Here is a 24,919-nt window from a genome sequence, read left to right as displayed (position 1 = left end):
GGGCGAAGGTCGACGGCAGCTCGCGGCAGGCGACCACGCGGCCGCACGCGAGACGCTGCGCGAGGCGCTGGGCCTCTGGCGCGGCGAGCCACTACCCGACCTGCCGCACGCCGGCACCCTCGTCACCCGGCTCATCGAGCTGCGGCTCGACGCCACCGAGGACCTCGTTGAGGCCGAGCTCGCCCTGCCCGACGGCACCTCGGTCGCCGAGCTCAAACGGCTCGCCGCCGAGCACCCGCTGCGCGAACGCCTCCGCGGCCAGCTCATGCGGGCCCTCCACGCCGCGGGGCGTCAGGCGGAGGCCCTCGCCGAGTTCGACGACCTCCGCCGCCTGCTCGCCGACGAGCTCGGCACCGATCCGTCGCCCGAGCTGGCCGCCGTCCACCTCGCGATCCTCCAGGCGCAGGCCGGACCGCGCCGCCGCGCGCCCGCCGCGCAGCTCACGTCGTTCGTCGGCCGCGCGGCGGAACGGGCACGGCTCGCGGAGCTCCGCGACGCCAGGCTGGTCACGATCACCGGCCCGGGCGGCACCGGCAAGACGCGCCTCGCGATCGAGACGGCCGCGCCGGGTGCCTGCTTCGCCGACCTCTCCCCCGTCAGCGATCCCGCCCTCGTCCCCGCCGCCGTCCTCGCCGCGCTCGGGCTCCGCGAGGCCGGCCTCCAGCCCGCCGTGACCGACCCCACCCGCCGCCTCGCCGGCGCGCTCGCCCAGGACCCGGTGCCGCTCATCCTCGACAACTGCGAGCACGTGATCGACGCCGCCGCCGCGCTCGCCCGCACGCTGCTCGCCGAGTGCCCCGGCCTCACGATCGTCGCCACCAGCCGCGAGCCACTCGGGCTCACCGGCGAGGCCTTGCTGCCGCTCGCCCCGCTGGGCGAAGGCGACGACGCGGTCCGGCTCTTCGCCGATCGGGCGGCCACGGTCCGGCCCGGGTTCGCCGTCACGGCGGACAACCGCGCCACCGTCGAGGAGATCTGCGCCGCGCTCGACGGGCTGCCGCTCGCCATCGAGCTCGCCGCCGCGCGGCTGCGCCAGTTCACCGCCGGCGAGCTCGCCGCCCGGCTCGCCGAGCACGGCCCGTTCCGGCTGCTGTCCCGCGGCGACCGCACGGCCGCGGAGCGCCACCGCACGCTCACCGCGGTCGTCGAGTGGGGCTGGGAGCTGCTCGGCGACGCGGAGCGGTCCGCGGCGGAACGGTTCTCCGTGTTCGCCGGCGGCGCCCCGCTCACTGCGGCCGAGGCGGTGTGCGAGACGACCGACGACGTGCTCGCCGACCTCGTCGACCGGTCCCTTGTGGACACCGACGGCACGCGGTACCGCATGCTCGAGGTGATCCGGCTGTTCTGCGCGCAGCGGCTCGCCGAGTCCGGCGAGGAGCGCGCCACCCGCGCCCGGCACGCCGAACACCACCTTGCGCTCGCCGAGCAGGCCGACCCGCACCTGCGCGGCCCGGAGCAGCTCGAGTGGCTCGCGACGCTCGGCGCCGAGCACGACAACCTGATGGCCGCGCTGCGCTGGGCCGTGCGCGAGGCGCCGGAGACGGCGTTGCGGCTCGTCGCCGCGCTCGGCGCGTACTGGTGGCTGTCCGGCCGGCGCGGCCAGGCGGGCGAGGCGGCGGCCGCGCTGCTGGCGCACGACGTGCCGGCCGGCCTCGAGGAGGAGTACGTCAGCGCGGTCGCGTTCGCCATGCCGCGGGCGGCACCCGAGCACTGGGCGCGGGCCGGGACGATCATGCTGGACCGTCACCGCGAGCTGCGCCACCCGTTCGGCGCGGCGCTCTGGGGCATGGCCGCGGGCCCGTGGGGTCCGGTCGGCGACGACCTCACCCAGCTCGGCACCGACCCGTGGACCGTCGCGCTGGTCCGGCTGAGCCGCGCGCTCGTGTGGCTGCTCAACGGAAGGCCGGGCGACGGCGAGCGCGAGCTGGGCGAGGTGCTGGCGCAGTTCCGCACGATCGGCGAGCGGTGGGGCACGGCGCAGGCCCTGGAGTGGCTGGCCGAGGCCGCCGGGTGGCGCGGCGAGTGGGCGCGGGCGCACGAGCTGTGGGCCGAGGCGCTCGGGCACTACGAGCGGTTCGGCGCCCTGGACGAGTGCGTCGACGTGCTGTGCCGGCGCGCGCGGTGCCTCGTGCGGCAGGGCGACCTGCCCGCGGCCGCCGCGGACGCGCGCCGGGCTGAGTCCCTCGCCGCGCGGGCCGGCCTGCCGGATCCGCCGGCCGTTCTCGTCGTACTCGCGGACATCGCACGGTTGAGCGGAAACGACGTCGGCGCGGCGGCCCTGCTCGACCGCGCCGAGCCCCTCGACGACCAGACCCGTGCCGCCGTGCACACGGCCCGCGGCCGCCTGGCCGCGCGGTCGGACGAGGCCCGCGAACATCACGTGGAGGCCGTGCGCATCGCGCGCGGGCTGCCCCTCGCCGCGTACCTGGCGAGCGCCGTCGAAGGCCTGGCAGGCGTCGAGGACGGCGGGCGGGCCGCACAGCTCCTCGGCGCGGCCGTCGCGCTGCGCGGCACCGCGATCACCGGTGACCCCGACGTCACCCGCGCGGCCGCCAGGGCCCGGACCGCGACGGAGACATTCGCCGACACCTACGCGCGGGGCGCCGCCATGCCCCCGGACCAGGCCCGCGCGCTGCTCTGACAGCCCCGCGGGCGGCTGTCAGCGGACGGCAAGCGAACTGTCAAGGCGTCCGGCGACAGTTCGGGTCATGAAGAACCTGACAGTCCTCATCTCCGGCGCCAGCATCGCCGGCCCGTCGCTCGCCCACTGGCTCGCCGAGTACGGCGCCACCGTCACCGTCGTCGAGCGGGCCGCGACCCTGCGCCCCGGCGGGCAGGCCGTCGACTTCAAGGGTGCCACCCACCGCACCGTCCTCGAGCGGATGGGCATCCTCGACGACGTGCGCCGCCTGCAGACCGGCGGGCACGACCAGACCGTCGTCGACGCGGACGGCGAGCCGGTCACCGTCATCCCCGGTGAGTTCACCGGCGGCGAGATCGAGATCTACCGCGGCGACCTGGCCATGCTGCTGTACGAGAAGACCAGGGACCGCTGCGAGTACGTGTTCGGCGACTCGATCACCTCGCTCACCGAGACCGCGAACGGCGTGCACGTCACGTTCGAGCGCGGCGCCCCGCGCACCTTCGACCTCGTCGTGGGCGCCGACGGCATCCACTCGAACGTCCGGCGCCTCGCGTTCGGCCCGGAGGCGGGCTACGTCGAGCACCTCGGCTACTACTACGCACTCGCCGACCTCGGGAACTTCGAGGGCGTGCGGGACGCGGTGATGTACAACGAGCTCGGCCGCATGGTCGCGATCGGCGGGCCCAAGGCATCGGCGTTCTTCGTGTTCGCCTCCGAGGCCATGAGCTATGACCGCTACGACCCCGAGCAGCAGAAGAAGCTCCTGCTGGCGGCCTACCGCGACGGCGGCTGGCGGCTGCCCGAGATCATGGCGCGGGTGCCGCAGGGCGACGACGTGTACCTCGACTCACTCGCCCGGGTCTCGATCGACCGCTACTCGTCCGGGCGGATCGTGCTGCTCGGCGACGCCGCGTACGGCAACACCCTCGCCGGGTTCGGCACGGGCCTCGCGCTCGTCGGCGCGTACGTGCTGGCGGGCGAGCTGCGTGCGGCCGGCGGCGACCACACCGCCGCGTTCCGCGCGTACGAGGATCAGCTGCGCCGGTACTCGAAGGTCGCGAAGAAGGCGAGCGCGGGACCGTTCCTCGCGCCGCCGACGAAGCTGCGGCTCGCCATGCGCAACTGGACGTTCAAGTCGAGGTTCCTGCTGCGGATGATGCTGAAGATGACCGACGACTTCGCCACGGACATCGAGCTCAAGGACTACCGCTGAGGCCGAGCCGACCGGAACCCTCCCCGGTCCGCTCGACGCCTGGCTACCGCGCGAGCATCCGGGCCACCTGCCGGATCTGCGCGGTGCGCGACACGACGATCCGCTCGGCCGGTCCCTCGCCGCCGGCGCCTTGGTCGCAAGCCGTGGCGCCGCGAAACGACCGTTCGACGCGGCCACTCAACTCTCCACATAGGACAGCGCCCGGCCACCGTGCACGGTGGCCGGGCGCGTCGCTCCCTCCTCGGTGGTCCTCCCGGTACCCGGGGTCCTCGTCAGTGCAGCGGGATCCGGACGACGGAGCCGGTGCCGGCACAGGTGCCGCAGTTGGACACGTACGCCGACCCGCCCCGGATCGCCAGCCCGCCCGGGGTGTTGAGGCCCGCGCTCGCCACGATCTGCTGCGAACCGTGGTGGCCCACCCGGATCAGCGCACCGGTCGGGTCACCGGAGAGCAGGCCGTTGCGTGCGATCTCGAGCACGTACAGCTTGCGGTCCGGGCCGAACGCCAGGTCGATGATGTTGGTGAACCCGGTCGCGACGACCGTCGGAGCCTTGCCCGGCACCACGCGGAACACGCTGGCCGCACCGACCGGGAACGGGAACCCGGTGAGCTGCCCGACGTAGTACGCCCCGTCCGGGCCACGCACGACGGAAGTCGGCACGGCCTGCATCGGAATCTTCGTCCCCGGCGGCAAGCCCAGCTCCGGCGGCGCGTCCACCAGCTTGTCCGGGAACGTCGCGAGGACCGAGATCCTGCCCTTCGACGACACGTTCAGCAGCGAGTTGCCACCGGCATCCGCCACGACCTCGCCGTTGCGGGTCGCGAGCACCGACTGCGGGTTGCTGTCCGGCAACCCGCCGTCCGGGTTGACCGTGGCCTCGAAGCCGGCGATGTCGGCGACCTGCCGCGGCCCGTGCTTCGCCGCGCGCAGCAACCAGCCGTTGGTCTGCTGGCCCACGGCCGGCAGGCCTGCCCGCAACGCCGGGTTCGCCCCGAGCCCGACGGTGAAGTACAGGTCGTGGCCGCGGAACGACACGTCCGACGGGCCGATCGAGTTGGTCCCGGTGCCTTCGTCCCCGATGGACCCGAGCCCGCTCAGGACCCGCCACTTCCTGCCGTGGCTGATCTTGGTGACAGCACCGGAAGTGCCGAAGCACACCGTGCCGCCCTCCGGCCCCTCGAAGCACGGACCGGCGCCCCCGCGCCCAGCCTCTGCCACGTAGAGCGACCCGTCCGGCCCGAAGGTCAGACCGCGTGGATTGTCAAGTCCACTCGCGACTGTCGTCATTCCGGAATGCGCGGCGGCAGTCCCGGGAGCGAGCAGAATCGAACCCACCGTGCCGACGGCGACGAGCGCCGCGGTCAAGCGAGTCCTGGTGGCACGCATAGGCATACCTCTCTTCGGATTGTCCCCATGTCAAGCGGGCCTCCCCCGCCAAGGAGTCCGAAGAGTGATTCGACAAGAACCCGGGCGGCGTTACGGATAGATCACTGATTCATTTCTTTGCCACATCCACCACCAATTGGCGAACTTCCACATTGCGGCGCGTGGTCACTGTCCGGAGACCGAGCGTCGATCGACGACGCCCCGCAGGAACGCCGCCTGCCCCGCGTGCTGCAGGTCGTCGGACACCACGCTCACCAACCGCACCCCCAGCGTCACCGGCGGGTTCCAGCGCCTGTCGACGACCCGCGGCAGATCCTCGTCGGTGAGCTTGCCGACGTAGGCGACGGTCCGCTCGTGGGTGGCGTCGTGGTAACCGAGAAGCAGGTCGGCGTCGGCGGTCACGCCGGCCACGTCGTCGGCGCTGTGCCCGTAGCCCGTGTCGCCCGGCGGGAACGGCAGGGCGAACCGGTCGGCCCAGCCCGCGGCGGTCCACGCCTGTTCGGTGCCGGCGACGTCGGCGACGTGATCGTCCTGGATGCGGGTCAGGTGCCACACGAGCCAGGCGATCGAGTTGGCATGGGGGTCGACGCGGTACGCGAGCTCCTCGGGCGAGAGGTCGCGGACGGCTTGGTGCACCACGTCGCGAATCCGGTCGAAGGCATCGGTGAGCAGGTCTGCACTAGTCACGCGCCCGACGCTACGCCCGGGCACCGACAGCGGGTGGCGTAGCGTCGCGACATGAGATCGTCGCGCGTGCAGTCGTTCGTCGCCGGGGTGCTCGCGGCCAACAGCGCGCCGCACCTGGCCACCGCGATCACCGGCCGGCGCCACCTCACGCCGCTGGCCGGCAAGGACTCCGGGCCGGGCGTCAACGCCGTCTGGGCCGCGCTCAACCTGGCCGCGGGCGCGCTGCTGCTGCGCGTCGCGCGGCACCGCGGTCGCGGCCGGTGGGACGGCGACCTCGTGGCCTTCGAGTCCGGCTACCTGGCGTTCGCGTCGTGGATGGCCGGCTCCGAGCGGGTGCTGCGGGTCAACTCACGCGGAAAGCGACTGACCCACGCCCGCTGCCACGGCGTCTCGACGGCCTTCGCGTGGTAGTTCGCCCGCGCCCAGCCGACCGCCTCGACCGGCGGCACGCCGGCGAGCACCGCGAGGCACGCGACTACCGTGCCCGTCCGCCCGACCCCGCCACCGCACGCGACCTCGACCCGCTCTCCCGCACGGGCACGCTCGTGCAGGGCCCGGATGTGCCCGACGGCGAGCTCGCGGTCGGCCGGCAGGCCGAAGTCCGGCCATTCGATCCACCGTTGCGGCCAGCCGAGTGCGACCCGGTGCCGCAGCCAGAGCCGGCGGCTGCCCAGGTAGAGCCCGAAGTCGGGCGCCGGCCCGGCCGGGGCGGGAGTGCGGAGCCCGCGGCCGCGCACCCACGTCCCGTCCGGCAGGCGGACGGCGCCCGGCAGTGGTTCGGTCATACGCCGATCATGGCCCGGGCCACGCCGCCCTGCCCACCGCCCGGGACAATGCCGCTGTGATCGAGACGACCGACGAGTCCGGCATCGCCGTCCTGCGCCTCAACCGGGCGCCGGTGAACGCGCTGGACGTGGAGATCCTGTCCGACCTGCCCCGCGTGCTGGCCGACGTCGCCGACGCGGCCGGTGTGGTCCTCACCGGCACCGGCCGCTGCCTGTCCGCCGGGGTGGATCTCATCCGCATCGTCGAGGACGGGCCCGAGTACGTGGCCGACCTCCTGACCGCGCTCAGCACCGCCGTGCTCGCGCTGTTCGACCACTCGAGACCGGTCGTCGCCGCGATCAACGGGCACGCACTCGCCGGCGGGTGCGTGCTCGCCGCCGCCTGCGACCTGCGGCTGATGTCGGCCGGCACGATCGGCGTCACCGAGCTGGCAGCCGGCGTGCCGTTCCCGACCGTGCCGCTGGAGGTGCTGCGGCACGCGGCCGGCTCCGCGGCGGACGGGCTCGTGCTCACCGGCCGCCGGCTGGCGCCCGAGGCGGCCCGGGCCATCGGCCTGGTCGACGAGGTCGTCGCACCCGGGGAGCTCATGGCCACCGCCGTCGACCGCGCGCGGCACCTGGCCGAGGCGCCCACCGAGGTGTACGCGCTGAGCAAGAACCAGCTCCGCCGCCCGACGCGCGCACGCATCGACGCCAACCAGCCGATCGACGACCCGCGCGTGCTCGAGCTGTGGCGTGCGCCCGCGACCCACGAGCGGCTGCGGTCGTACCTCGAGTCGCTGCACCACCGGCAAAACCGCGCGCAGGCAACGGGGTTCGCCTGATACAACGGCGGCATGACCGTCCGCGAGGCCGCGCCCGGTGAGCACGCCGAGATCCGCGAGCTGCTCACCACCGCCTACGCCCAGTACGCCCCCGCGGTCGGCGTGCGCGCGTTGTTCGACCACTATCTCGCCGGCGTCACCGACCTCGCGGGCAGCGACGACCACCGCGACGACCACCGCGACGGCCGCATGACGCTGCTGGTCGCCGAGTCGGCCAGGCGGATCGCCGGCACGGCACGGCTCTACGCGCCGGGCGCCGTGCCGTACCTGCCCGCCGGGTGGGCGTGGGTCCGCGCCGTCGCCGTGCGCCCGGACCTGCGCGGGACCGGGATCGCGCGCGAGCTGATGGCCGACTGCCGGCGCCGCGCGAGCGAGGACGGTGCCACCACGCTCTGCCTGCACACGATCGACTTCATGCCCGACGCGATCCGGCTGTACGAACGGCTCGGCTACACGCGCGCGCCCGAGCAGGACATCGACATCGCGGAGTACTACCGGGTCGGCGGCCACATGATCGGGCTGGCCTACCGGCTCACCCTCAAGTCCTGAGTGGACCTAAGGGAGCACGACGAGCTTGCCCACCGCGCGGTTGTGCTCCATCTCGGCGTGCGCGTCGCGGATGCCGTCGAGCCGGTACACCCGGGGCGCGCCGAGGTCGACCCGGCCCGCCGCGATGCCGTCCAGGTAGCGCTGCAGCACCTCGGCCGGCAGGTCCGCGCTCTCGCCGCCGTATCCGGTGAGGCGCACGCCGTTCGGCAGGTACGAGATCGGGTAGAAGTCCCGCACGATCCACTCGTTCGACAGCATGCCGGTGAAGCAGACCGTGCCGTGCACCCGAGTCGCGGCCAGCGTGTCGGGCAGCGTCGGCGTGCCGACCAGCTCGATCGCGCCGTCGACACCGCCCGGCACGAGCTCGCGCACCTCGTCCGCGATCCGGCCATTGTCGAGGATCGGGTGGTCGACGCCGTGGGCCTTGAGGGCCGCGATCCGCTCGGCGCCGCGCGTGGTGGCCAGCACGGTGGCGCCCATGTCCTTCGCCAGCGCCGCGGCGGCGAGCCCGACCGAGGAGGTGCCGCCGCGGATCAGCACGGTCTGCCCGGCCCGCAGGTCGAGGCCGACCGTGAGCGAGCCGTACGCGGTCTGCAGCGTCTCCGGCACCGCGCCGAGTACCTCCCACGCCAGCCCGGAACGGAAGGGAATCACCAGCGCGCGCGGCACGACCGTGTACTCGGCATAGCCGCCGTCGAACGTGCGGCCCATGCCGCCCATCATCGCGGCGACCTGCTGCCCGGCGGGCAGCTCGCCGGACGGGTCGAGGTCGATCGTGCCCGCGCATTCGATTCCGGGAACGCGCGGAAAGGTGACGCCCTCGGCCAACCCGAGCCGGGTGTGCAACTCGGAACGGTTGAGACCGAACGCCCCGATGCGAATGCGCACCCAGCCGGGCCCGGGTTCGGGAATCGGGATCTCCCGCAGTTCGAGGTTCTCGACCGGCCCGGGCCCGATCAGCACCACCGCGCGCATCATGGACGGCATGGCGGCGACGCTACCCGGACCTTTTGTTTTGTTCGGACCCGACATTCCGTTAATCGACCCAAAGAGCTTGCCGATCACCTCATGACACGGATGGCACCGGTGGGATACGGTGCGGGCCTAACAAACCACCAGGTCTGCATGCATCACTAGCTCATCCAGGAGCAAACCATGGCACAGAAGGTCCTTGTCCAGCTCATTGACGACCTGGACGGCGAGGCGTCGGACGACGTCACCACCGTCCAGTTCGGGCTGGACGGCGTGACATATGAGATCGATCTCTCCGAAAGCAACGCAGATCAGTTGCGCAACCTTCTCGCGGACTACGTCGCCGCCGCGCGCCGCACCGGCGGCCGGGTACGTCGCGGCACGCGGCCCGGGCAGGGCGGCGGCGCGGCCAACAACGACGCGGGCGCCATTCGGGAATGGGCGCAAGCGAACGGCATCGAGCTCGCCGCGCGCGGCCGCATTCCGTCCCATGTCGCCGAGTCGTACCGGCAGGCGCAGGCCGAGGAGAAGGCGCGCTCGACGGGCAACGGTGGGACCAGGCGACGCTCTCGCGCCAAGAAGAGTTGAAATTCACCCGATCACTATCGGAAATGGCGGGCCGGACGCCACGCATGGCGGTCGGCCGGTGACAAGGGGTGGCGGCCGGAAATACTCCGGGCCGCTCCCGCGCGTGCCGAAAATGCGGCTAGGTCCAGTATGGACTCGACGGACCGGGCGCGTCCGGTCCGTCGACGGGGAATGACGGCTTCGGCACGGGGGCCGGATCGATATCACGCCGCGGCGTCCACGCGCGCAGGAGCTCCTCGTCCGAGTAGGCGAACGGCTCCGCGTCGATTTCCGCCCGCCAGGCCGCGAACAGCGCCATGAGCTGGGCAAACGCCCCCTCCACCGCCTCCACGAGCGGTACGTCGCAGAACCCGACGCGGTTGTTACTCGCCGGTTGGTTGGCAATTCCCTGATCGGCCATTCGGAGGCTTTACCGGCACGTCCGTCGCTTCCCGGGGCCGCGACCCGTTAGAAAGAGGCGAACACACGGGAGGGGTCCATGGCCAAGGGAAAGGGCGCCGGGACGATTCTCCTGGCCGGCGCGCTCGCCCTCGCCATGGCCTCGTCGAGCGAGGACAGCGGCTCCGCGCCGGACCCGGGCACGAGCCAGCAGGCTGCCACGAACACCTACGCCGCGCGCCTCGCCGCGAGCCAGCAGGCCGCCCGCCGCGGCGACATCAACGCGATGGCCCAGCAGCTCGGCATGACCGCGGGGCCCCGGGGGCAGCGACACAACGTCAACTGCGCCGCGTTCTCGACCGGCCAGGTGCGCCAGTTCCTGCTGGCGCACCCGTGCCGCGGGATGGACCGGCTGCTGTTCACCATCCGCGACGCGCGCGGCGGCACGATCGCGGTCGCGGTGGCGTGGGTCGACTTCGACAAACCCGCGAAGGCGAACCAGCTACGCCGCATCGACGACGAGCCCGGCACCGGCCAGATCAACCCCTTACCCGGCTCGACCGCCGGCATCCCCAACGTCCACCTCACCGGCCGCCACCACCGGTCCCGCGTGGTCGGCGCCACCTACGTGTCCGCCGACGCCGAGCCGGTCGCCGCCGGCCAGCAGACCGACGCCCTGCTCGACGACATCGCGGGCGTCGCGGTCCTCCTCCCCCACATGTACGGCCAGATCGGGAAGTAGCGTGCCCGGCGCGAACGAGTTCTACGACGACCTCGCCGCCGACTACCACCTGATGTTCCGCGACTGGTGGGCCAGCGCGACCTGGCAGGGCGGCGTGCTCACCGAGCTCCTGCGCCGCTTCGGGATCAGCCCGCCGGCCGCCGTCCACGACTGCACGTGCGGCATCGGCACCCAGGCGCTTCCCCTTGCCGCGGCCGGGTTCCGGGTGACCGGCTCCGACGTGAGCGAGGCCGCGGTCGCGCGCGCCCGGGCCGAGGCCCGCGAGCGCGGGCTCCGCGTGGACCTGGCCGTGGCCGACGTCCGCGCACTGCCGGCGCGGCGGGCCGACGCGGTCATCTCTTTCGACAACTCACTGCCGCACCTGCTGACCGACGCCGACGTCGCCGCCGCGGTGCGCTCGGTACGCGGCTGCCTCGAGCCCGGCGGCCCGTTCTTCGCGAGCATCCGCGACTACGACGCGATACTGCGGGACGGCACCACGGGCGTCCCGCCCGTCATGCACGGGGCGGGCGCCGGCCGGCGGATCGTCGGGCAGGCCTGGGAGTGGGCGGACGACCGCCGGACCGTGGAGATCAGCATCTTCCTCCTGCGCCCCGGCGGCGACGGCTGGACCGCGGCGGTCCGCTCGACGACCTACCGCGCGCTTCGCCGCGACGAGCTGACGGCGGCCCTGCACGCCGGCGGGTTCGGCGAGGTCCGCTGGCTCATGCCGGACGAGTCGGGCTACTACCAGCCGGTCGTGGTCGCCCGGGCGATGTGAGTCCGGCATAAAGACGGAGGCCGGCGTTCGCCGGCCTCCGCTGTCACCCGTGCACATCGCACGGGTCGCACACTCCACGACCCAGCGCACACCGGTGTCCACGCTCCCCGCGGGCTCCCGCACGGTCCCTCGGGAATCGTGCGCACGGATTGCCCCGATCGCCGGCGATGAAAACCTCGGTGACCAGGGAATCACGCGTTGCGGTGGCCGGCTTTCGAGCCGTCACGACGGCGGCCGCACCGGCGATATCCGTGCGATGTCGACATGGGAGATCGAGCATGCGGGTGGCGGGTAGCCAACCGCTGGAGCGCGGTCCGGTGCTCGCGGCGCTGGCGGCGGCGGTGCGGAACGCGCACGCCGGCCGGGGCGGCGCGGTGGTGCTGCTGACCGGCGAGGCGGGGATCGGCAAGACGAGCGTGGTGCGGGCGTTCCGGGCGGCGGCCGGGCGGACCCGGGTACTCGTCGGAGCCTGCGACGACCTGCTGACGCAGCGTGCGTTCGGCCCGCTGCGCGACGCGACGGCCGGCACGCGCGGGCCACTCGCGACCGCACTTGACGGCGGGCAGGCGGACGAGGTGTTCGGCGCCGCCCGCGAAGAGCTCGCCACGCCGACCGTGCTGGTGGTCGAGGACCTGCACTGGGCCGACGACGCGACGCTCGACGTGCTCGGCCACCTCGCCCGGCGGATCGCGACGCTGCCGGCCGTGCTGCTGCTGACCTTCCGGGACGGTTCGCCGCACCTGCACCGCTGGCTCGGCACGCTGGCCGGGGTCGGCCCGATCCGGCTGCCGCTGGCGCCCCTGTCGGCCGCGGCCGTCGCGGACCTCGCCGCGGAGTCCGGCTGGGACGGGGCCGAGCTGCACGTGCTGACCGGCGGCAACCCGTTCTACGTCACCGAGGTGCTGGCCGCGGGCGGCGCGGCGAGCGGCGCCGAGATCCCGGCGACGGTGTCCGACGCGGTGCTCGCGCGCACCGCGCGGCTCGGCGAACGCTGCCGCGACGCCGTCGAGCAGCTCGCGGTCGTCCCCCGGGTCGCCGAGTACGACCTCGTGGAGCGGCTGCTCGGGGCGTCGGTCGACACGCTGGGCGAGGCAGAGCGGCACGGCATCCTCGAGGAACGGCCGGACGGGCTGGCGTTCCGCCACGAGCTCGCGCGCCGCGCGGTCGAGGCCCGGCTGCCGGCGCTGCGCCGGCGGGCACTGCACCGCGCGGTGCTCGCGGCGCTGCTGCGGCCGGCCCGGCACGACCCCGCGCGGCTCGTGCACCACGCGCTGTGGGCGGGCGACTCGGACGCGGTCGCCACGTTCGCCCCGCACGCCGGCCGGGAGGCGTCGGCCGCGGGCTCGCACCGCGAGGCGCTGGCGCATTTCACCGCCGCGGTCCGCCACGAGGACCGGCTTACCGAGGCCGAGCGCGCCCGGCTGGCCGACGACCACGCGTGGGAGCTGTACAACGCGAACCGCTTCGCCGAGGCGGTCGCCGAGGGCGAGCGCGCGGTCGAGCTGTACGCCGCGACCGGTGACGCGGTGCCGCTCGGGCAGGCGCAGGTGCGCCTGTCCCGGCACTACTACATGGCCGGCGACACCGCCCGGGCCGCGGGGACCGCCCGGCGGGCGGTCGAGGTGCTCGAGCAGACCGGTGCGACGGGGCCGATGGCGCACGCGGTGACCTACCACGGCGCGCTGCTCGCCCTGACCGGCGACCCGGCGGCCGCACCGACGCTGCGCCGGGCGGGCGCGCTGGCGCGCGCCGCGCAGCGGGTCGATCTCGTCGAGCTGGGGCTGAACTACCAGAGCACGGCGCTACCCGGGCTGAGCGACGCCGAGCGGGTGGAGCTCATGCGGGAGAGCCTGGAGCTCGCGTTGCGCCACGGCCACCACGAGCACGCCGCGCGCGGGTACACCAACCTCGGCGAGCTGCTCTTCCGGTTCGGGATGCTGGACGAGCTGGCCGAGTGCGTCGCGGAGGGGCTGGCGTTCACCCGGGACCGCGGCTTCTGGTCGCACGCCTACAACCTCGACGTGCACCGCTGCCTGCTGCTGATGCGGCGCGGCGACTGGCAGGCCGCCGAGGCGGGGCTCGCCGAGCTGGCCGACCGGGCGGCTGACGCCGGCATGCTGACCGTGTACGACCAGCCGCCGTTCGCGCGGTTGCACGCGCGCCGCGGCTCCCCGGAAGCCGGGGAGGTGCTGCGCGAGTCGTGGGCGCACGGGCAGCGGCAGGGCTCGCTGATCGGGCTCGGTTACCCGGGTGCGGCGCTCGCGGAGTGGGCGTGGCTCAACGACGAGCCCGCGGTCGCGCGGTCGGTGCGCGACGTGTGGCGCCGCCACGCCGACCGTCCCGGCGCGGCGCCGATGTGGGCGGAGATCCTGCGGTACTGCGCGCGGGCGGGCCTGCCGGCGGAGCCGTTCGCGGGGTGCCCGGAGCCGTGGGCGGCGGGCCTGCGCGGCGACTGGCGGGCGGCCGCGGAGGGCTGGGCGCGGCTGGGCGATCCCTACGAGCAGGCGCTGGAGCTGGCCGACTCGGGCGAGACCGAGCCGACCCTCGCCGCGTTGCGGATCCTCGACGACCTGGGCGCCACCGCGACGGCGGCGATCGTCCGGCGGCGGCTCAAGGACCTGGGCCTGCGTACCGTGCCGCGCGGTCCGGCCATCGCGACGCGCAGCCACCCGGCGGGCCTGACGTCGCGGCAGGCCGACGTGCTGGAGCTGATCGCGGAGGGCCTGACGAACGCGGAGATCGCGGAGAAGCTGGTGCTGTCGGTGCGCACGGTGGACCACCACGTCTCGGCGATCCTGACGAAGCTGGGCGTGCCGTCCCGCCGCGACGCGGCCGCCCACGCGAGGCAGCCGCGTCCGGTCCTCAGCGGAGCGACCCGCTGAGGATCCGGTCGAGGACCTCGTCCGGGGCGGGCATCCCGGCGATCTCCGCGGCGACCCGGCCGGCGGCCTCGGCGAACGTCGGCTCGTCGAGCAGGCGGGCCACCGCGCCGGCGACCGCATCGGGCGCCACCTCGTCCGGCGGCAGCCACAGGCCGGCGCCCGCGGCGTGCACGGCGGCCGCGTTGTGGAAGTTGTCCGCGCCGCGGGGCAGCACCAGCTGCGGCAACCCGTGGCGAAGCGCGCCGGTGACCGTGCCCGCACCGCCGTGGGAGATCACCAGCCGGCAGTGCGGCAGCAGCTGCTCCTGTGGCACGAAGTCGGTGATCCGCACGCGCGGCGGCCAGTTGCCCAGCCGCGCCGGGTCGGCGCCTGGGCCGGCCGTGACGAGCACGTTGTGCGGCAACGCGATGAGGCCGTCGAGCACCGCGCCGAACACGTCCGCGGCGTCGTTGAAGATCGTGCCCAGCGTCAGGTAGACCGGGTCGCGTGGCAGGTCGAGCAGCGCCGGGGCGGCCGGTGGCGCGACCGGCCGCAGCGGTTGCACGTGGCGGAAGTCCGCCGGGCCGCCGGGCTGCAACGCGCGCGGGAACGGGTCGACGTAGAGCGCGTCGAGGAACGCCGACGGGCGGACCCGCCACCGGTCCGCGAGGCGTGCGTACGCGGGCTCGAGCATCGGCCACACCTGCGCCGACCACATGCCGAGCCCGTGCACGACGTGCCGGGCGCCGGTGCACGCCGCGGCGATCGCGCCCGCCAGCTCGGACGGGTCGTGCACGACGACGTCCGGGCGCCAGTGCATCGCGAGCGGCAGCAGCTCCTCGGCCCGGCGCTGCGCGGCCGGGCCGAACAGGTTCGCGATGTCCGCGGCGATCCGCTGCTCGGGCGTGGCGTCCGCGCGGTCGTCGGGCCGGTGCGCCGCCGTGCTAACCGCGACGCTCGGACCGGCCTGCGTGAACGGCAGGCCCAGGCGCTTGCACTCCAGCTCGACGTCCACCCCGGACACCACGAGCACGTCGTGACCAGCCCGGCGGGCGGCGGCCGCGAGCGGCGCCATCGGCAGCAGGTGGCCGAGCACCGGGACGGTGGTGAACATGATCCTCATGGCGCCCTCCTCAGGCGATCTCCTTGCCGTACGCGACGATCCGCAGATCGTGCGCGGGTAGTCCGAAGTGGACGCCGCCGTCGAAGTCCCACGCCGGCACCCGGCCGAAGCCCAGCCGCCGGGCCAGCCGGTGGGCGGCGGTCATGAACGTCGTGGCGTGCAGGCAGAGCGCGGTCGCGCCGCCGGCCACCGCCAGCCGCTCGCACTCCGCGAACAGGGCGGTCGCGATTCCGTGCCGCAGCCGGTCCGGCGCCACGGCGGGCGCCAGCACCCAGGCCCACGTCGCGGGCAGGCGCACCGCGTCGGCGCCGCCCGCGGCGTAGAGCCGCATCGTGCCCACGACCCGCTCGCCGGCGGTGCTCTCGACGGCCACGAGCGTGGTCGAGGTCCCGCCGGCGTCCAGGTCGAGCAGGTCGGCGAGGAACTCGGCGAACAGCTCCGGCCAGAAGACGTCCGCGTACGGCGCGAACGCCGCCCGCACCAGGTCCCGGACCGCCTCATGCTCGGCCGGGCGCATGGCGCGCACCACCACGGACACGGTCGTCATGCCACGTTTCTAGGCGAACCCGCCCCGCCGCGAATCGGTAGCGACTGCCTAGATCTGCTCCCCGGTCGCGGTACAGTCGAAGCGTGGTGACGAGGAGTGAGCCGGCGGTGCGCCTGCGTTTCGCGCTGGCCGTGCTGCTCCCCGCGCTCTTCGTCCTGCTGCCCGGCGCGGGCTCGCTCGGCCCGCCGGGCGCGCTGACCGCCGGGCTCGCCGTCGCGGCCGGGCTGACCGTCGCCGCCGTGGTGCTCGTCCAGCTGGTACCCACCGCGGCACCCGTGCTGATCCGCACGGTCCGCCTGCGCGAACACTCGTGGCAGGCCGCCTTCCTGCGCCTGCGCGATCCCGACGCACCGGGCCGCACCCGGCCCCGAGCACCAGGAGCACGCAGCACGGCTGCGTGATCCACCCCGGCCCCGCCGCGGCCGGCATCGCGGCATGCAGCCGTTTCCGGATGTCATTTCCCTTCAGACATAGCGGAGTGCTGCATGTTCGACTTCCTGCTCTACCCCGTCTCGGCAATCCTCTGGTTCTGGCACACGGTCTTCGCCGGCCCGCTCGGGCCGGCCAGCGGGCTCGCCTGGGCGCTCGCGGTCGTGTTCCTCGTGTTCACCGTCCGCGCACTGCTGCTGCGGCCCGCGCTCGGCCAGCTGCGTGCCGCGCGGCGCGCCCGCGAGCTCGCGCCGCAGTTGGCGAAGCTGCGCGAGAAGTACGCCGGCGACCGGCAGCGGCTCACCCAGGAGATGCGGAAGCTGTACGCGGAGCACGGGGCCAGCCCGCTCGGCGGCTGCCTGCCGGCGTTGCTGCAGATCCCGGTCTTCCTGAGCCTCTACTGGGTGCTGCGCGACTTCACCCCCGGCGCCGCGTCGAACCACGTGTTCGACCGGGCCGGTGTCGAGTCGTTCCGCGACGCCGACGTGTTCGGCGCGAAGCTCGGCAACTGGATCAGCCAGCCGGCCGCCGAGCTCGCGCGGTTCGGCACCGACCACGCACACATGCTCGCGGTCGGCGTGCCGCTGATGCTCGTCGCGGGGCTCGCCACGTTCCTCACGATGCGTGCGTCACTGCGCCGCAACCCGCCGGCCAGCGCCCAGTTCGCGGGCTTGACCCGGGTCCTGGCCTACCTCGCGCCGGTCGGCGTGCTCGTGTCCGGCGCGTTCTTCCCGGTGCCGCTCGCGGTGCTGCTCTACTTCCTCGCGACCAACGTGTGGACGTTCGGCCAGCAGCACGTGCTCACCGGCCTCGTAGAGCGCGAGGCGGCCCGGTGAGCCCACACTGGTCGGGTGATCTCGGTGTCCGCAGTCCTGCCCGCGCCCCCGGCCGCCGTCTTCGACGTGCTGGCGGACGGCTGGTCGTACGCCGGCTGGGTGGTGGGCGCGACCCACGTGCGGAAGGTGGACGAGGGCTGGCCCGCGGTCGGCACGCGGATCCACCACAGCGTCGGCGTGTGGCCGTTCGTGCTCGACGACGTCACCGAGGTGACCGCCGTCGAGGGGCCGCTGCTGCTGGAGCTCGACGCGCGGCTGTCGCCGATCGGGTCGGCACGCGTGCGGTTCGAGCTGGCGCCGAGCGGACCGCACCACACGACCGTCCGGATGGCGGAGCTCGTGGAGACCGGTCCCGCACGGCTGCTGCCGCGGGCGGCGCAGGCGCTGCTGCTGATCCCGCGCAACCTGGAGTCGCTGGCCCGGCTCGGGCACCTCGCGGGGGGCCGCACGCGGTAGCCGTGCGGCAGATCAGCGGTAGATCGCCCGGTGCAGCGACCGGATCAGCCCGCCGTAACCCGCGCCCAGCCGGCCGTTTCGGGCGAGCGCCGCGCGGGCCGCGTTGGCGCCGCCCGCGCCGTGCACGCCACCGCCGGGGTGGGCCGACGCACCCGCGAGGTACAACCGGTCGACCGGGGTGTCCGCGCGCCCGAGCCCCGGCACCGGCCGGAACACGAGCTGCTGGTGGATCGCCGACGTGCCGGCGTTGATCGCGCCCTCGACCAGGCTCGGGTCGTGCCCGGCGAGGTCGGCCGGGCCGGAGATCGCCCGGCCGAGGATCCGGTCGCGGAACCCGGGGGCCACGTCCTCGATCACCTGCTCGATCCGCTCCGCGCGCCGCCGCAGCCGGGTCTCGGGCCACTGCTCGCCGCGCGGCACGTGCGTGTACGCCCACACCGCCTCGGTTCCCGCCGGCGAGCGCGTCGGGTCCGTGGTCGTCATCTGGCCGAGCAGCAGGTACGGCGCGCGTGGCAGGCGGCCGCAGGCGAGGTCGGCGGCGAAGCCGGCCATCCCGTCGACGTCCGCGCCGAGGTGGACGGTGCCGGCCTGTCCGACCTCCGCGGCCGCCCACGGGATCGGGCCGGACAGCGCCCAGTCGACCTTCACCGTGGCGTCGTCCCAGTGAAAGCGGTCGAGGTCGGCGAGCAGCCGGGCGGGCAGGCAGGTCTCGGGGACGAGGTCGCGGTAGAGCACGGGGGCGGGCACGTCCGCGAGGACCGCCCGCCGCGCGCGCACCGCCTCCCCCGCGGCGTCCCGCACGCCGAGCGCCACTCCGCCGGCCACGAGCACCTCGCGCACCGGCCGGCCACAGTGGACCTCGCCACCCCGGTCGGCGAGGCGGCGGACGAGCGCGTCGGTCAGGGCGCCGGCCCCGCCCTCGGGTGCCGGGAACCCGACGTCCTGGCCGAGCATCGTGAGCAGCCAGCCGAACAGGCCGCTGCCGGCCTGGTCCGGGCCGAGGTCGGTGTGCAGCCCGCTGCCGGCGAGCAGCGCCCGCGCGCCGTCACCGGCGAACCGCTCGTGGCCGAGCACGCGGGCCGGCAGTGTCGCGGTCCGCACGAACCGCAGGAGCTCGGCCGTGCCGAGCTCGCGCAGCAGCCCGGCGCCGGCGCGCACGGGCGGGAACGGTCGCAGCACGGCGTCGAGCAGGTCGTCGCGAACCCGTTGCCAGAAGGCGAACTCCGCGCGCCACGCGTCCGCGTCCGCGGGGGCGAACGTGGCCAGGGACTTCGCGGTCAGGTCGACGTCGCGGGAGATGCTCGCGTGCCGGCCGTCGGGGAAGGCGTGCGCGAGCACCGCCGGAGCGTGCCGCCAGCGCAAGCCGTAGCCCGCCAGCCCGAGCCCGTCGATGACGGGTGACGCGACGGCCAGCGGGTGGAACGCGCTGCACAGGTCGTTGCGAAAGCCGGGCACGGTGAGCTCGGCCGTGCGGACGGCACCACCGGGCGCGCCGGTCGCCTCCAGCACGAGCACCCGCCAGCCCTTGTCGGCGAGGAGGTTGGCCGCGACCAGCCCGTTCTGCCCGGCGCCGATCACCACGGCGTCCACGGCCCCGCCGCTCTCGCTGGTCACGGCCGCCGGATACCCGTGCTGTCGACGTCGCATGCCGCATTATGGGCACGTGGCGCTCGACGGACTCGGTACGTGGCTCTTCGCGCGTCTCACCGCCATGAGCCCGGCCGATCCGTACCGGCCGCCGTCGCCGGCCGAGCGCGACGCGGGCACCGCGGGGTTGCGGGCGCTGCTGCGCGGGGAGCGCGCGCCGGAGCTGCCCGGACTCGGGTTCGGCGTGTCCGCGATCGCCGACGGGCGGCCGTACACGCTCGTCGCCGGCGAGTCGGGGACCGAGCGCGCGTGGGGGACGGTGGTGCTGGACACCTCCGGGCCACCGCGGCGGGTGATCGCGGTGCCGCATCCGATCGCGGACCGGCTCACCGCATGGCTGGGCTACCAGCTGTTCCGCGCGATGCCCGGCTCGGCGCTGCTGCTCGCCGGCACGCACCGGCGCGCGGGTGGCGGCGCCGCCGACGTCGCGCACCGCACGGACTCGATGTTCCACGCGTTCGCGGGCGTGCTGGCCGAGCACGCACCGGCCGAGCTGCAGCCGCACGGGTACGCGGCGGCGACGCTGCCCGGATACGACGCGGTCGTGGCCGCCGGTGCCGCGACGGTCTGCGGCGCGCACGTCGCGTTGCGGGATGCGTTGGTGGCGCGCGGTTTCCGTGTCCGTCCGGAGTGGACCGGGTTGCTCGACGGGGCGACGAACGTGCAGAGCGCCGCGGCGGCCGCGCGCGGCTCGGCGTTCCTGCACCTGGAGCTGGCACCCGGGCCGCGGGTCGATCCGAAGGCGCGGGCGGTGGTCGTGACCGCGGTCGCGGAGACCTGGCGCGACGTATGACACCCGCTGTGTCAGTCTCGCGGCTGCTTCGCGAAGTGCTACCTGCAGGGAAGGATCGGTCCATATGGAACGGAACTGGGCGGGCAACCTGACCTACACGGGCCGCGTCGTGACGCCGGCGAGCGTCGCGGAGGTCCAGGAGGTCGTCGTGGCGAACCCGAAGGTGCGGGCGCTGGGCTCGCGGCACTCGTTCAACGACATCGCCGACACCGGTGGCGTGCTGGTGTCGCTCGAGGCGCTGCCGCCCGACCTCGAGCTCGCGGGAGCCGGCGACACCGGCACCGACACCGACACCGTGACGGTCTCGGCCGGCACCCGCTACGGCGTGCTCGCCGAGGCGCTGCGTGAGCACGGCCTGGCGCTGCCGAACCTGGCGTCGCTGCCGCACATCTCGGTGGCGGGCGCGATCGCCACCGGCACCCACGGATCCGGCGACCGCAACGGCAGCCTCTCGACCGCGGTGGCCGCGCTCGAGCTCGTCGGCTCGGACGGCGAGCTACGCCGGATCCGCCGCGGCGACCCGGAGTTCGCCGGCAGCGTGGTCGCCCTCGGCACGCTGGGCGTGGTAACCCGCGTGACGCTCGACGTGCGGCCGGAGTTCGCGGTGCGCCAGGACGTGTACCCGCGGGTGCCGTGGACTCCGGTGCTCGCCGACCTCGAGGCCGTGCTGGCGAGCGGGTACAGCGTCAGCCTGTTCACCGACTGGACCGGGGAGCACGTCGGACAGGTGTGGATCAAGTCGGCCGGCACCACGCCGCCCGCGGACCTGTTCGGCGCGGCACCGGCGACCGAACAGGTGCACATGATCGAGGACGAGTCGGCGGCGGCGACCACCGCGCAGCTCGGCGTCCCCGGGCCATGGCTGGACCGGCTGCCGCACTTCCGGCTCGGACACAAGCCGAGCGCCGGCGAGGAGCTGCAGAGCGAGTACCTCGTGCCGCGCGAGCGCGCGGTCGAGGCGATCGGGTTGCTGCGGGCCGCGCGCGAGCGGATCGCGCCGCTGCTGCAGATCTCGGAGATCCGCTCGGTGGCGGCCGACGAGCTGTGGCTGTCCGGTGCCTACGGGCACGACGCCGTCGCGCTGCACTTCACCTGGCGGCTCGACCCGGCCGGGGTGGGCGGGCTGCTGCCGGAGCTGGAGGCGGCGCTGCGTCCGCTGGGCGCGCGACCGCACTGGGGGAAGTGCTTCGCCGCCACCGCGCGGGAGCTCGCGCCGTTGTATCCGCAGTGGGCGGAGTTCGCCGCGCTGCGCCGCGCGGCCGACCCGCAGGGCAGGTTCGGCAACGCGTTCACCGCGCGCGTGCTCGGCTGAGCCGGTGTGGCTCAGGCGGCGCCGCGGCGGGCGCTGGGCGGGGTCACGTGCACGATGGAGGTCGTCGCCACGAGGTGGACGGCCTGGTGCAAGGCGCGGTGCGAGGTGCGCACGCCGACCCAGACGTCACCGGTGACCGGGTCGGACTCGAGCGGACCCACGACCTCGCCGATACGGAACCGCTCCCCGTCCTGGTCCTGGAGCAAGAACGTGACGAGTGAACCGCGCGACGGCCCGGTCACGTCCGAAGGGGTCTTGTCTAGATCGGCCATGACAATGGGATACCCACGCAGGAGTGACTGTATACACACTCCGCGCAACTTTTTCAGAAAATCATGGACGCGTCATCCGCGCAGGTCAGCCACGGTTGGCTCGAGTCGGATTCGAGGGACGACGGTGTGACGAATGCTCGGCGTCTGATCGGGTACCCCAGCGCTAGGAAGAGCGACCGGTGAGGCGGAAGGCAGCAACCATGAACTCGGGTAGGCACCGCGGCGGGGCGGCAGCCACCCTGCACCACCACGGCCCGGCGTCGCCGCAGCTCGCCACACGCCTGCGGCGGCAGCTCATCCAGTGGGCACGCAGCGAGGGCGTCCCCGCCGAGACCATCCACGACATCGGGCTCGCCTCCTACGAGGCCATGGCCAACACGGTGACCCACGCCTACCCGTACGGCACGGTCGGGCCGCTCGAGCTGCACGCGCGGCTGGAGGACGACACCGTCGTGGTGACCGTGGCCGACCACGGCAGCTGGTCCGGCGCCGACACGCCGGACAGCGGTCGCGGGCTCGAGCTGATCCGCAGGCTGTCCACGGACACCCAGGTCGTGCGGGGCGAGTACGGCACGACGGTGCGGATGTGCTGGCCCGGGGGTCCGCGCTGACCGTCGTGTGGTGAGCTGGCGGCATGGATCTGCGCATCATGATCGAGCCCCAGCAGGGGGCGTCCTACGACACGCAGCTGCGGATCGCGAAGGCGGCCGAGGAGCTGGGCTTCAGCGGTTTCTTCCGCTCCGACCACTACCTGGCGATGGGCGGCGACGGCCTGCCCGGGCCGACCGACTCGTGGGTGACGCTGGGCGGGCTGGCGCGCGAGACCACGACCATCCGGCTCGGCACGATGGTGACCGCGGCGACGTTCCGTCACCCCGGCCCGCTCGCGATCCAGGTCGCGCAGGTCGACCAGATGTCCGGCGGCCGCGTGGAGTTCGGATTCGGCGCGGGCTGGTTCGCGGCCGAGCACACCGCGTACGGCATCCCCTTCCCCGCCGACCGGCACGCCCGGCTCGCCGAGCAGCTGGACATCGTCACCGGCCTGTGGGCGACCCCGTCCGGTTCGCGGTTCTCCTATGCCGGCAAGCACTACACGCTGCAGGACTCCCCCGCGCTGCCCAAGCCGGCGCAGTCGCCGCTGCCGGTGATCATGGGCGGCATGGGTCCGAAGAAGACCCCCGAGCTGGCCGCGAAGCACGCGAGCGAGTTCAACGTCCCGTTCCGGTCCGCGGCCGACACGGCCACGCAGATCGGCCGGGTCCGGGCGGCGGTCGAGGAGCACGGCCGGACCGCCGAGAGCATGCGCTACTCGAACGCGATCACGACCGTCGTGGGCAAGGACGACGGGGAGGTGGCGCGCCGCGCGGCGGCGATCGGCCGGGAGGTAGGCGAGCTGAAGGAGACGAGCGCGGCGGGCACCCCGGCGGAGGTCGCGGACACGCTGCGCCGGTACGCCGAGGCCGGCTCCACCCGCGCCTACCTGCAGATCATGGACCTCGACGACCTCGACCACCTGGAGCTGATCGCGTCGGCGTTGCGTCCGCAGCTGGCCTGAAACACCTGCAACGCCCGGAAAGCCTGGAAAGCCTGGAAACGATCAACGGGAACCGCTCCGCCGGAACGCGACAACCGCATGAAATTCCGGGAAGGCGGACTGCCCCGGGCACGCCAACACGACCCACCGGGGTCCGGTGGGTCGGGTTTGCGTGCCCGGTCAGCCTGTCGAGATGTCGATCTTGACCGGGCCGTCCGACTGCCGGAGCTCGAACCCGACGATCTCGAGGACCGGGATGTCGACCGTGCCGCGCTCCTTCGCGCTCGGCACGTCGACGCCCATCTCCCATGGGGTCACGAGTTCGCGATGCCCGAGGCGGGTGACGGCGATCAGCTCACCCTTCGCGGGCCCGGGCACGGCGAAGAGCCGAAGGTCCACAGTGGTCGAATGCGAATCGCCGTCCACGTCGAGGATCGCGGTCGCACCCGTGGCGCGGTCGGTCCCGGTGAACGTGCGCGCGCCGGCCACCGCGGTGGACTGCGTCGTACTCGGCTTGTGCTCTGTGGACACTCCGGGCGGATTGTTGCCGGCCTGCGGGGAAATCCCCCCACCGTCCCCTGCGGACTGCCAAACCGCGATGGGCAGGCTGACCACGAGAACGCCGGCGGCCGCCGCGGCGAGCCACAGGTTGCGCCGCCGGCCCCGGCGGGTGGCGGCGATCTCGGCGAGCGCGCCGTCGAGCGCCTGAATGCTCGGCGCCGGCTCGATCTCCGGCTTGATCTGGTCGAGCAGCCGTGGCAGGTCGGCGAGCTCGCGGTACTCCGCGCGGCAGCGCGCGCAGTTGGCGAAGTGCTCGGCAAACGCCGCCTGCTCCGGCGGATCGAGAATGCCGAGCACGTAGGCTCCGACATCGATGTGGTCGGGTGTGGGCATCGTCATCCCTCCCCGTCCCGCAACGCACGTCGCAGGGCGCGGAGTGCGTAGAACACCCTTGACTTTACGGTACCTGGTGGGACCCCGAGGACGTTCGCCGCCTCGTTTACGGTCCGGTCTCGAAGATATGTCTCCTCCAGCGCCTCCCGATGTTCGGCCCGCAGGCCCCGCAACGCATCGGCGACGACCATCGCCGAAAGCGCCTGCTCGGACCGGTCCGGAACCGGCACGAGCGCCAGCGGCGCGACGTCCACCTCACGTGGACGCGCGCTCAGGCTCCGCCGACCGTCGATCACGATGCGGCGCGCGACGGTGTACAGCCACGCGCGCAACATTCCTGGCTCGCGGTCGAGTCGATCTGCATTCCGCCAAGCACGGACCAGGGTCTCCTGAACCACGTCTTCGGCCCACTGCCGGTCGTTACCCGTCAATCGCAGAACGTGACCGAACAGTGGCCCACCGAAGTCACGGTGGATCATCCTGACCAGCGCCTCGTCCTTGTCCAAGAAACCTTCCCCGGATCTGTCCAAGACGCTTCCCGCGCCAGCGGCGCCCCGTCTGGGGCTCGTACGCCGGCTCATGGGGTCACATCTTGAACCCACTCGGTCAAGTTCGTCAAAAGTGACGTACATCACACCCACGAGTTGGCTGTGATTGAACCGTGACTAGTGCGGCTCCGTATGTG

The 24,919-nt window shown here is 73.9% G+C and carries 27 protein-coding genes; 16 read left to right on the top strand and 11 right to left on the bottom strand.

The annotated features are described in order from the left end of the window. Nucleotides 1–2,641, top strand: a 2,641-nt coding sequence (locus VH969_RS19875) for an ATP-binding protein (RefSeq protein WP_331976344.1), incomplete at its 5' end; no start/stop codon positions are given. Between the two features lie 67 nt (nucleotides 2,642–2,708). After that, on the top strand, nucleotides 2,709–3,857 hold the full coding sequence (locus VH969_RS19870; RefSeq protein WP_331976342.1) for an FAD-dependent monooxygenase: 1,149 nt from the start codon (nucleotides 2,709–2,711) through the stop codon (nucleotides 3,855–3,857). A gap of 272 nt (nucleotides 3,858–4,129) precedes the next feature. Here the strand turns inward: VH969_RS19870 and VH969_RS19865 are convergent, their stop codons facing one another. Beyond that, nucleotides 4,130–5,245, bottom strand: a complete 1,116-nt coding sequence (locus tag VH969_RS19865) for a ScyD/ScyE family protein (RefSeq protein ID WP_331976340.1) — start codon at nucleotides 5,243–5,245, stop codon at nucleotides 4,130–4,132. Nucleotides 5,246–5,410: 165 nt separating this feature from the next. After that, nucleotides 5,411–5,932 (bottom strand): mycothiol transferase, encoded by a 522-nt coding sequence (locus VH969_RS19860; protein WP_331976338.1) that lies wholly within the window; start codon nucleotides 5,930–5,932, stop codon nucleotides 5,411–5,413. Nucleotides 5,933–5,983: 51 nt separating this feature from the next. Here VH969_RS19860 and VH969_RS19855 point away from each other — a divergent pair, with 51 nt between their 5' ends. Further along, complete coding sequence (locus tag VH969_RS19855; RefSeq protein WP_331976336.1) at nucleotides 5,984–6,343, top strand: hypothetical protein; 360 nt, start codon at nucleotides 5,984–5,986, stop codon at nucleotides 6,341–6,343. On the opposite strand, the gene VH969_RS19850 is transcribed toward VH969_RS19855, so the two are convergent. Next, nucleotides 6,226–6,717 carry a phosphatase domain-containing protein gene (locus VH969_RS19850; RefSeq protein ID WP_331976334.1) on the bottom strand — a complete coding sequence of 164 codons (492 nt, stop codon included), beginning with the start codon at nucleotides 6,715–6,717 and terminating at the stop codon, nucleotides 6,226–6,228. The two genes, VH969_RS19855 and VH969_RS19850, sit on opposite strands and share 118 nt — an antisense overlap. A gap of 56 nt (nucleotides 6,718–6,773) precedes the next feature. Between VH969_RS19850 and VH969_RS19845 the strand changes: the two genes are divergently transcribed. Together VH969_RS19845 and VH969_RS19840 are read left to right on the top strand one after the other, a co-directional pair. Then, nucleotides 6,774–7,541, top strand: a complete 768-nt coding sequence (locus VH969_RS19845) for an enoyl-CoA hydratase/isomerase family protein (RefSeq protein ID WP_331976332.1) — start codon at nucleotides 6,774–6,776, stop codon at nucleotides 7,539–7,541. 12 nt (nucleotides 7,542–7,553) lie between these two features. After that, on the top strand, nucleotides 7,554–8,090 hold the full coding sequence (locus VH969_RS19840; protein ID WP_331976330.1) for a GNAT family N-acetyltransferase: 537 nt from the start codon (nucleotides 7,554–7,556) through the stop codon (nucleotides 8,088–8,090). Between the two features lie 6 nt (nucleotides 8,091–8,096). Here the strand turns inward: VH969_RS19840 and VH969_RS19835 are convergent, their stop codons facing one another. Continuing rightward, nucleotides 8,097–9,065, bottom strand: coding sequence for a zinc-binding alcohol dehydrogenase family protein (locus VH969_RS19835; RefSeq protein WP_331976348.1), 969 nt, complete (start codon nucleotides 9,063–9,065; stop codon nucleotides 8,097–8,099). A 180-nt stretch (nucleotides 9,066–9,245) separates the two neighbouring features. On the opposite strand from VH969_RS19835, the gene VH969_RS19830 reads away from it, so the two are divergent. Then, nucleotides 9,246–9,650, top strand: coding sequence for a histone-like nucleoid-structuring protein Lsr2 (locus VH969_RS19830; RefSeq protein ID WP_331976328.1), 405 nt, complete (start codon nucleotides 9,246–9,248; stop codon nucleotides 9,648–9,650). A gap of 118 nt (nucleotides 9,651–9,768) precedes the next feature. Here the strand turns inward: VH969_RS19830 and VH969_RS19825 are convergent, their stop codons facing one another. Further along, nucleotides 9,769–10,050, bottom strand: a complete 282-nt coding sequence (locus tag VH969_RS19825) for a hypothetical protein (RefSeq protein WP_331976326.1) — start codon at nucleotides 10,048–10,050, stop codon at nucleotides 9,769–9,771. 78 nt (nucleotides 10,051–10,128) lie between these two features. Here VH969_RS19825 and VH969_RS19820 point away from each other — a divergent pair, with 78 nt between their 5' ends. From VH969_RS19820 to VH969_RS19810, 3 genes are all read left to right on the top strand, one after another. After that, nucleotides 10,129–10,770: a hypothetical protein gene (locus tag VH969_RS19820; protein ID WP_331976324.1), complete on the top strand. Its 642-nt coding sequence runs from the start codon at nucleotides 10,129–10,131 to the stop codon at nucleotides 10,768–10,770. A 1-nt stretch (nucleotide 10,771) separates the two neighbouring features. Beyond that, complete coding sequence (locus tag VH969_RS19815) at nucleotides 10,772–11,530, top strand: class I SAM-dependent methyltransferase (protein ID WP_331976322.1); 759 nt, start codon at nucleotides 10,772–10,774, stop codon at nucleotides 11,528–11,530. 278 nt (nucleotides 11,531–11,808) lie between these two features. Continuing rightward, a complete protein-coding gene (locus tag VH969_RS19810) occupies nucleotides 11,809–14,412 on the top strand; it encodes an ATP-binding protein (RefSeq protein ID WP_331976320.1) in 2,604 nt (867 codons plus the stop codon). On the opposite strand, the gene VH969_RS19805 is transcribed toward VH969_RS19810, so the two are convergent. Next, nucleotides 14,393–15,514: a glycosyltransferase gene (locus tag VH969_RS19805; protein ID WP_331976318.1), complete on the bottom strand. Its 1,122-nt coding sequence runs from the start codon at nucleotides 15,512–15,514 to the stop codon at nucleotides 14,393–14,395. The genes VH969_RS19810 and VH969_RS19805 overlap by 20 nt on opposite strands. A 10-nt stretch (nucleotides 15,515–15,524) precedes the next feature. Further along, nucleotides 15,525–16,061, bottom strand: a complete 537-nt coding sequence (locus tag VH969_RS19800; protein ID WP_331976316.1) for a GNAT family N-acetyltransferase — start codon at nucleotides 16,059–16,061, stop codon at nucleotides 15,525–15,527. Between the two features lie 83 nt (nucleotides 16,062–16,144). Here VH969_RS19800 and VH969_RS19795 point away from each other — a divergent pair, with 83 nt between their 5' ends. From VH969_RS19795 to VH969_RS19785, 3 genes are all read left to right on the top strand, one after another. Continuing rightward, nucleotides 16,145–16,462: a DUF6412 domain-containing protein gene (locus VH969_RS19795; RefSeq protein WP_331976314.1), complete on the top strand. Its 318-nt coding sequence runs from the start codon at nucleotides 16,145–16,147 to the stop codon at nucleotides 16,460–16,462. 84 nt (nucleotides 16,463–16,546) lie between these two features. Beyond that, nucleotides 16,547–17,326, top strand: a complete 780-nt coding sequence (gene yidC, locus VH969_RS19790; protein ID WP_331976312.1) for a membrane protein insertase YidC — start codon at nucleotides 16,547–16,549, stop codon at nucleotides 17,324–17,326. 15 nt (nucleotides 17,327–17,341) lie between these two features. Further along, nucleotides 17,342–17,782 carry an SRPBCC family protein gene (locus tag VH969_RS19785; protein WP_331976310.1) on the top strand — a complete coding sequence of 147 codons (441 nt, stop codon included), beginning with the start codon at nucleotides 17,342–17,344 and terminating at the stop codon, nucleotides 17,780–17,782. Nucleotides 17,783–17,794: 12 nt separating this feature from the next. Here VH969_RS19785 and VH969_RS19780 read toward each other — a convergent pair whose 3' ends face one another. Then, on the bottom strand, nucleotides 17,795–19,429 hold the full coding sequence (locus VH969_RS19780; RefSeq protein WP_331976308.1) for a phytoene desaturase family protein: 1,635 nt from the start codon (nucleotides 19,427–19,429) through the stop codon (nucleotides 17,795–17,797). A gap of 16 nt (nucleotides 19,430–19,445) precedes the next feature. Between VH969_RS19780 and VH969_RS19775 the strand changes: the two genes are divergently transcribed. Together VH969_RS19775 and VH969_RS19770 are read left to right on the top strand one after the other, a co-directional pair. Beyond that, nucleotides 19,446–20,222, top strand: coding sequence for a hypothetical protein (locus VH969_RS19775; protein WP_331976306.1), 777 nt, complete (start codon nucleotides 19,446–19,448; stop codon nucleotides 20,220–20,222). Between the two features lie 64 nt (nucleotides 20,223–20,286). Next, nucleotides 20,287–21,534 carry an FAD-binding protein gene (locus tag VH969_RS19770; protein WP_331976304.1) on the top strand — a complete coding sequence of 416 codons (1,248 nt, stop codon included), beginning with the start codon at nucleotides 20,287–20,289 and terminating at the stop codon, nucleotides 21,532–21,534. A gap of 11 nt (nucleotides 21,535–21,545) precedes the next feature. On the opposite strand, the gene VH969_RS19765 is transcribed toward VH969_RS19770, so the two are convergent. After that, the gene (locus tag VH969_RS19765; protein ID WP_331976302.1) at nucleotides 21,546–21,806 is read right to left on the bottom strand and encodes a hypothetical protein; all 261 of its coding nucleotides are present in this window, start codon (nucleotides 21,804–21,806) and stop codon (nucleotides 21,546–21,548) included. 200 nt (nucleotides 21,807–22,006) lie between these two features. On the opposite strand from VH969_RS19765, the gene VH969_RS19760 reads away from it, so the two are divergent. Then, nucleotides 22,007–22,417: an ATP-binding protein gene (locus tag VH969_RS19760; protein WP_331976300.1), complete on the top strand. Its 411-nt coding sequence runs from the start codon at nucleotides 22,007–22,009 to the stop codon at nucleotides 22,415–22,417. 23 nt (nucleotides 22,418–22,440) lie between these two features. Further along, on the top strand, nucleotides 22,441–23,361 hold the full coding sequence (locus VH969_RS19755; RefSeq protein WP_331976298.1) for an LLM class F420-dependent oxidoreductase: 921 nt from the start codon (nucleotides 22,441–22,443) through the stop codon (nucleotides 23,359–23,361). A 159-nt stretch (nucleotides 23,362–23,520) separates the two neighbouring features. On the opposite strand, the gene VH969_RS19750 is transcribed toward VH969_RS19755, so the two are convergent. Then, a complete protein-coding gene (locus VH969_RS19750; RefSeq protein WP_331976296.1) occupies nucleotides 23,521–24,234 on the bottom strand; it encodes an anti-sigma factor in 714 nt (237 codons plus the stop codon). Between the two features lie 2 nt (nucleotides 24,235–24,236). Continuing rightward, nucleotides 24,237–24,815, bottom strand: a complete 579-nt coding sequence (locus VH969_RS19745) for an RNA polymerase sigma factor (protein ID WP_527249167.1) — start codon at nucleotides 24,813–24,815, stop codon at nucleotides 24,237–24,239. Between the last annotated feature and the right edge of the window lie 104 nt (nucleotides 24,816–24,919).

The sequence above is a fragment of the Actinophytocola sp. genome (genome assembly GCF_036555685.1).
Classification (GTDB): domain Bacteria; phylum Actinomycetota; class Actinomycetes; order Mycobacteriales; family Pseudonocardiaceae; genus Actinophytocola.
This window is presented reverse-complemented; position numbering and strand designations above follow the sequence as displayed.

Coding starts and splice junctions, on each gene's coding strand:
- VH969_RS19870 (WP_331976342.1), top strand. CDS start 2,709: ATGAAGAACCTGACAGTCCTCATCTCCGGCGCCAGCATCGCCGGCCCG.
- VH969_RS19865 (WP_331976340.1), bottom strand. CDS start 5,245: ATGCGTGCCACCAGGACTCGCTTGACCGCGGCGCTCGTCGCCGTCGGC.
- VH969_RS19855 (WP_331976336.1), top strand. CDS start 5,984: ATGAGATCGTCGCGCGTGCAGTCGTTCGTCGCCGGGGTGCTCGCGGCC.
- VH969_RS19850 (WP_331976334.1), bottom strand. CDS start 6,717: ATGACCGAACCACTGCCGGGCGCCGTCCGCCTGCCGGACGGGACGTGG.
- VH969_RS19840 (WP_331976330.1), top strand. CDS start 7,554: ATGACCGTCCGCGAGGCCGCGCCCGGTGAGCACGCCGAGATCCGCGAG.
- VH969_RS19835 (WP_331976348.1), bottom strand. CDS start 9,065: ATGCGCGCGGTGGTGCTGATCGGGCCCGGGCCGGTCGAGAACCTCGAA.
- VH969_RS19830 (WP_331976328.1), top strand. CDS start 9,246: ATGGCACAGAAGGTCCTTGTCCAGCTCATTGACGACCTGGACGGCGAG.
- VH969_RS19825 (WP_331976326.1), bottom strand. CDS start 10,050: ATGGCCGATCAGGGAATTGCCAACCAACCGGCGAGTAACAACCGCGTC.
- VH969_RS19820 (WP_331976324.1), top strand. CDS start 10,129: ATGGCCAAGGGAAAGGGCGCCGGGACGATTCTCCTGGCCGGCGCGCTC.
- VH969_RS19810 (WP_331976320.1), top strand. CDS start 11,809: ATGCGGGTGGCGGGTAGCCAACCGCTGGAGCGCGGTCCGGTGCTCGCG.
- VH969_RS19805 (WP_331976318.1), bottom strand. CDS start 15,514: ATGAGGATCATGTTCACCACCGTCCCGGTGCTCGGCCACCTGCTGCCG.
- VH969_RS19800 (WP_331976316.1), bottom strand. CDS start 16,061: ATGACGACCGTGTCCGTGGTGGTGCGCGCCATGCGCCCGGCCGAGCAT.
- yidC (WP_331976312.1), top strand. CDS start 16,547: ATGTTCGACTTCCTGCTCTACCCCGTCTCGGCAATCCTCTGGTTCTGG.
- VH969_RS19780 (WP_331976308.1), bottom strand. CDS start 19,429: ATGCGACGTCGACAGCACGGGTATCCGGCGGCCGTGACCAGCGAGAGC.
- VH969_RS19770 (WP_331976304.1), top strand. CDS start 20,287: ATGGAACGGAACTGGGCGGGCAACCTGACCTACACGGGCCGCGTCGTG.
- VH969_RS19765 (WP_331976302.1), bottom strand. CDS start 21,806: ATGGCCGATCTAGACAAGACCCCTTCGGACGTGACCGGGCCGTCGCGC.
- VH969_RS19760 (WP_331976300.1), top strand. CDS start 22,007: ATGAACTCGGGTAGGCACCGCGGCGGGGCGGCAGCCACCCTGCACCAC.
- VH969_RS19755 (WP_331976298.1), top strand. CDS start 22,441: ATGGATCTGCGCATCATGATCGAGCCCCAGCAGGGGGCGTCCTACGAC.
- VH969_RS19750 (WP_331976296.1), bottom strand. CDS start 24,234: ATGCCCACACCCGACCACATCGATGTCGGAGCCTACGTGCTCGGCATT.
- VH969_RS19745 (WP_527249167.1), bottom strand. CDS start 24,815: ATGAGCCGGCGTACGAGCCCCAGACGGGGCGCCGCTGGCGCGGGAAGC.